General features: G+C 58.0%; 5 protein-coding genes and 1 pseudogene. All 6 read left to right on the top strand.

The genetic code is table 11. The features are described from left to right. Positions 1-91 precede the first annotated feature (91 nt). Positions 92-703 (top strand): annotated as a pseudogene (locus E3T37_RS11200) (transposase); the annotation flags it as partial. Between the two features lie 131 nt (positions 704-834). Further along, positions 835-978, top strand: a complete 144-nt coding sequence (locus E3T37_RS16870) for a hypothetical protein (protein ID WP_166806095.1) — start codon at positions 835-837, stop codon at positions 976-978. A gap of 49 nt (positions 979-1,027) precedes the next feature. Further along, positions 1,028-2,356 (top strand): oligosaccharide flippase family protein, encoded by a 1,329-nt coding sequence (locus tag E3T37_RS11195; protein ID WP_134366863.1) that lies wholly within the window; start codon positions 1,028-1,030, stop codon positions 2,354-2,356. A 210-nt stretch (positions 2,357-2,566) separates the two neighbouring features. Continuing rightward, positions 2,567-3,811: a glycosyltransferase gene (locus E3T37_RS11190; protein ID WP_134366862.1), complete on the top strand. Its 1,245-nt coding sequence runs from the start codon at positions 2,567-2,569 to the stop codon at positions 3,809-3,811. Between the two features lie 84 nt (positions 3,812-3,895). Further along, a complete protein-coding gene (locus E3T37_RS17835; protein WP_134366861.1) occupies positions 3,896-5,197 on the top strand; it encodes an acyltransferase in 1,302 nt (433 codons plus the stop codon). Positions 5,198-5,394: 197 nt separating this feature from the next. After that, on the top strand, positions 5,395-5,723 hold a 329-nt coding region (locus tag E3T37_RS17830; protein ID WP_370292456.1), incomplete at its 3' end, for an IS3 family transposase.

Genomic DNA, 5,723 nt, shown 5'->3' with positions numbered 1-5,723 from the left:
CGGCGTCCTAACGAAGTCCACTATGGTTATCAACAGTCAGCCCTGGCAGCGTAGAAGAATCCACTAATTCCGCTGTCCGAAATCCCCGCAGCAGCTCACCGGCCCGATCAAGGGCAAGTACTTCGACGCCTACGTGATGATCGATATCTACTCCCGATACATCGTCGGCGTGAAGGTCCATCCGGCCGAGTCCGCGGTCCTCGCCGCCGAGATGATGACCGAAACCTTCGGCATCCATGGCACCCCGCAGGTCGTCCACGCCGACCGCGGAACGTCAATGACGAGCAAGACCGTCGCAGCCCTGCTCTCGGATCTCGAAGTCACAAAGTCGCACTCCCGGCCCCGGGTCAGCAACGACAACCCGTACTCGGAGGCGTGGTTCAAGACGTTGAAGTTCGCCCCGGTTTTCCCGGAACGCTTCGCCAGCCTCGGCGACGCCAGACGGTTCATGAATACCTTCGTCGAGGGTTACAACCACACCCACCGGCACACCGGCATCGGGCTGAACACGCCTGCAGACGTCCACTACGGCCTCGCAGCCGGCAAAGCCGCCGAGCGGGCAGCGACCCTCGCCGCAGCCCGAGCCCGAAACCCGGAACGCTTCAGCACCAACCTCGACCCGAAGATCCTCGCCACCCCCGACGCGGCCTGGATCAACAAGCCAGCCGACGCACAAGAAGAAGAGCCGAAACTAGCCGCCTAAACTCACGCTGGCCTCATTCACCTTGACAAATTCCGAAGCGACCCCTGGTGGGGAAGTTCAGTGAGCACTGTCAGGGAACAATGCACTTCCGACGCTACCCAATATCGGGACCGCTCCCCCATGGCGCACACATGGACCTGCTCGCGTTCACCAGCCTGATAGGCTCGATCCCTGCGGTCAACCATCGATGCGGTTTTTCGGTGGGTGGCGTCGGTTTCGATCAGGGCAAGCTGGCATGGCCGTTCAAATGTCCCGCATTGCGATGGCATATCTGACTGCAGGTAACACTTACAGGACTTATGCACAGCGACGAGAGGCATTCTGGTGGATCGCGTCGCCGGCTTACCCCGACAGATCTTGGGATCCGTCGGGCTTCGTGTGATAAGTGCAGTGATGCTCTTCGCCGGTGGCGTGATTCTCGCTAGATGGCTTGGTCCTGAGAGCCTAGGCGTCTATTCAGTTGTGCTCTCCTTGGCGAGCCTGGCGAGTCTGCCCATTACATCGGGCTTGCCGACGCTAGTAACTCGAGAGACCGCGAAAGCTTTCGACAGCGGCGAGCACGGGATCATTCGAGGCCTCTGGCGGTTCGCACTGGGGCTTGTACTCGCTTCGCTGTTATTGGCCGCAATTCTCCTAGTTATCACGAGCTCCTTGCAGGAGGACTCCGCTCGTGTCCCCTTCTCGTATCTCGCTATCGGCTTCCTCCTTGTTCCTCTCATGGGCCTGGACCTCCTCCGGGGATCCGCAATGCAAGGGCTTGGTAGCGGTGTTTGGTCTCAAATGCCAGACGCTTTGGTTCGCCCCGCGGTGTTCCTCATCCTTCTGGTTTTAGGAACCCAAGTTGTTTCAGGTGATCACCTTGTCTACGGACTAGCGGCCAACGCGTGCGCAGCTGCGCTGTCCTTCTTCGTGGGGACCATCCTGTTGCGGAGGATAACTTCAGGCAGGCTCTTACCAGTCCGAGCCGAGTACCATCCTCGAGTGTGGCTACGGGCGCTTGTCTCGCTCGGCGCGCTTTCTGCCACACAGCGAGTTCTCGGAAATATAGACGTTCTAATGTTAGGGTGGCTCGGCCCTGCCACGGATGTCGGACTTTACAAGGTCGCCTTGCAGGGGGTGGCGCTTATGGTAATCGTGCAGTCCGCCGTGAGCGCGATTCTCGCAGCACGGTTTTCGACTTCTTTTGCCGCAGGAGATATCGAAGCAATCCGCCGAGTATCCGACCATGCACTCTTGTTATACATCGCTGGTTCAGCCGTATTCGTCGTGGCCTTTCTCAGTTTCGGTGAACAATTCATCGTTCTCTTCTTCGGTCCTCGCTACACTGGCGCGGTGGCAATCTTGACGATCTTGGCGATAGGTCAATTAGTCAACGCGCTAACTGGCCCGGTGCTGGACATACTTGTAATGAGCGGTCATGTGCGACCGGCGCTGATTTCAGCCAGTGTTGGATGCTTGCTTGTGATCGGCTCGGCGACCATTACAGTCCCCTTGTTTGGGGCTCCCGGCATGGCCATTTCAACTGCCTCAGGCGTCGCACTGGCGAACCTCATGATGGCGGCATCTGTGAAGAATTGCGTGGGCTTCGACGCAACATTGCTGGGTGCTATTCCGCGATGGTCGAAGGGCCGTCGCCGACGAAAATTGATCTAGAGCGGGATTTCAACTCCTGCTTCTTCTGCACCTAGAGTTGAGCTAGTCGGAGGTGAGTTGCTCGCGCGGCGGCAAAGCGGGCGCGAAAAATGCGAGAAGGCAATTGTCCCCGCCCTGCATCCGCACGATCGGTTAGAACTCGACGCACTGTGCCGAATGCGGCAGTCGCTGCAAACGACTGTGCCTAGCTAGACCGAAAGATTGGAACTCATGGAAACTCCCGAGGAATCTGAGAGCGCCATGCGAGCCACCATGCGAGTGGACACCGATCGCATTCTTGTTGTTTGTGGATACTGGCCAACGAGACAAAACGAGATCTCTGGCATTTTTATGGTGCAGCAAGTTGCTGCGATCTTGAGCCTCGGTCTGCAAGTTACGGTCCTGGTGCCGATGGTGGCGGGCAAGAATGCCCAATCGTTCCTTTCGCCAGATGACCTCGGCCTAGCAAAAGGCCGCGTCAACATCGTTCATGTGCCCATGATACGTGTCCCGAGTCGGTTTGCCTCATGGCCCGGATTTCTTAAGGTGAACACCGTTCTTGCTGGAGTTGGTTTCGCGATCACCCTGCATCGTCTTCGCGAGTCCGTCAACGTATCCGGCTGTATCGTTCATGACGGTCGATATGCTGGCGTCAGTTTGCCCTTCTGGAGGCGGTACTTCGGCGGCAAAGTCGTACTCGTCCTTCATGGCGTCGATCCCTACTTCGCGTCGAGTCGACGTCGCGCCGGGGCAAGATCGCTGTTCCGAAAACTCGGCGATTCAGTGGACGTTGTGGCGTTAGTAGGTGGTCCTCTGCTCAAACACGCGCTTTCCTTGGGACTTCCAAGAGGCAAGATCTGTGTTGTGTCTAACGGAACAGACTTGCCAATTCGGGCGTACGTATCAGACGCCCAGCGCCCCGCCTCCTCCCGGCGGCAAGTTGTCAGTGTCGCGAACCTGACTGAGATCAAGGGCATTGACGTTACTCTGCGAGCCCTGAAATCCGTCGCAAGCCGGCGTCCGGAATTGGACTGGGGGTACCGAATTGTTGGGGACGGCGCTCAGCGGGAGTCTCTTGAGGCCTTGAGCGAATCGCTTGGGCTCTCCAGCAATGTGGAGTTCGTCGGCCGAATTTCCTATGCGCAAACCATGCGCGAAATATCCCAGTGCGACATCTTCTGCCTAGCGAGTTGGGGGGAAGCGTTCGGAATCGTTTACCTCGAGGCCATGGCGAGGATGCGCCCAGTGATTGGCTGTCTTGAAAACGGGCCCGAGGACTTCGTGACCAGCGGGCGAGACGGCGTACTAGTCGCCCCCCAGAATGACATGGAGTTGGCCGACGCCTTGGAAGCGTTGCTCGGCAATCCGATGTTGTGTGGACAGATTGGCAGAGCGGGACGCCAAACGGCGGAGCGATTCACTTGGGAGGCGAATGCCACGAAAGTTCTAGACCTGCTTGGAGTCACACCGCCGTAGGAACGGAACCGCTCAACTTGCAGATTTCATGCTTCTCAAGCAACTGAGCGTGTGCGGCGGTAGTGGCTACTTTGATCCGCCAAAATGCCGTCCAGGGTGTACTTTGTCCGCGTTCGTGGGCGTCCTAGGCTATCCGTATTGCCCAATAGGATGTTTGACATGGGGGACAAATTACTTCGGCCAGAGAGAGGAGAAAATAGCGCACTAAATGCCGTTCGCGCCGCTGCTGCGTTCCTTGTTGTCGCAGGTCACGCGCGCGGTTTTCTCTTCGTTGGTCGAGAAGACGCGTCTGGAGATCTGCTCACCCAAGGTGCTCTCGCACTCTTCGGCCTGGGCCATGGAGCTGTACTTGTCTTCTTTGTGCTCAGCGGTTACTTTGTTGGAGGAAGCGTACAAAGAAGCATGACCAGAGGAACATTTTCAGTCACGTCTTACGCGATTAGCCGGCTCACTCGTCTGTGGATCGTTCTCATTCCTGCCATACTTCTGACCGCCATTCTTGACTGGATGGGACGGGCCCGTTTCGGCGCGACCGTTTTTTATGGCGAAGAGAGTAACGCTTTCACAAACTCTGGCTGGTTAACAGCACTTGGGAACATTTCTTTCATGCAGCCCTTGCATGTCAGGACATTCGGGTCGAACGAAGCCCTATGGTCGTTGACCTACGAAGCCGGGTACTACGTCATTTTCCCGCTCCTGCTCGCTGGTTTCTTTTACGCCCGACGACTGCGAGTCAAGGTTCTCTTGGCGGCCGTCGGACTTGGCGTGATTGCTACGTTCGGTTGGAGCGTGCTCAGCCTGTTTCCCGTCTGGCTCCTTGGCGCAGCAGTTGCCTTTCGCGGCGGAAGTATCCGAAGTCGCGTGTCCAAAGTTCCACCGATGGTCCTTACGGCCTTGCGCGTTCTGAACTTGCTAGCTTTGGTTGGGGCGATGGTCGCCGACAAGGTTGCGGGCGGTAGCCCCGTGAATGCTCCGTTCACAAGCTATATAGTGGGCGTCCTAGCTGCGTCATTCGTTGCATTGTTGTTGCCGGACCTTTGGCCGCGCCAAGCGGCGGGTCGTCAGCTACTTCGCCTATCCTCAGGCCTTGCGGCGTCCTCCTACTCCCTGTACGCGATTCACTATCCGCTGCTGGTCCTAATGGCCGTTGCCGTCAGCCCGGGAGGAGTCACTGGGTCCTGGCAGCCATCCGTCGGATCCTGGGCCGGCTTCATAGCTATCGTCGTTGCACTGACAACAGCAGGTTGGGTTTTCTCTCTAGTTACCGAGCGTCACACTGAGTCTGCCCGCAGGAGGGTGGCTGCGCTACTGACGGTCCCCTTCAGGTCTGGAGCTTTCAAGCGCGTCGCAGGTCATCTCTGGTCGGGCAGACAGAGCGCGAACTGATCTCCAGTGTTGACGCCGACTGAAGCAGCACCATGCTTGTTGCATGTTGATGGCAGAAGCGACCCTATTGTCGGTCGGCGTTAATTCTCGGCCGTCTTCTGTCGGTCTGGTCTTGTCTGGCCCTGACCACCCTTTTCGCCGCCAAGAACGGCATCACCCGGTCGATGGGATACACCGGGATTTGCTGGGATAACGCCATGGCCGAAAGCATCTTCGCGACGTTGAAAGCCGAGTTCTACTACCGCCGAATCTGGCCCACGCGGGCCCGCGCTATCCGCGGCGCCGCGGACTGGATCGAGGGCCGCTACAACCGCCGCCGGCACTCCTCGATCGGGCACGTCATGCCAGTTGTTAACGCCGACCGAAAACAGGGCCACTTCTGCCAACTGAAAACAGGGCCACTCTCGTGTGGTTCTAGTGTGCCGTATGAGCTGCCGCGGAGATTTCGGACAGCGGAATTAGTGTTTTCTTCTACGCTGCCAGGGCTGGCTGTTGATAACCATAGTGGACTTCGTTGGGTCTGCGG

The organism is Cryobacterium sp. TMT2-10 (assembly GCF_004403075.1).
GTDB classification, from domain to species: Bacteria; Actinomycetota; Actinomycetes; order Actinomycetales; family Microbacteriaceae; genus Cryobacterium; species Cryobacterium shii.
This window is presented reverse-complemented; position numbering and strand designations above follow the sequence as displayed.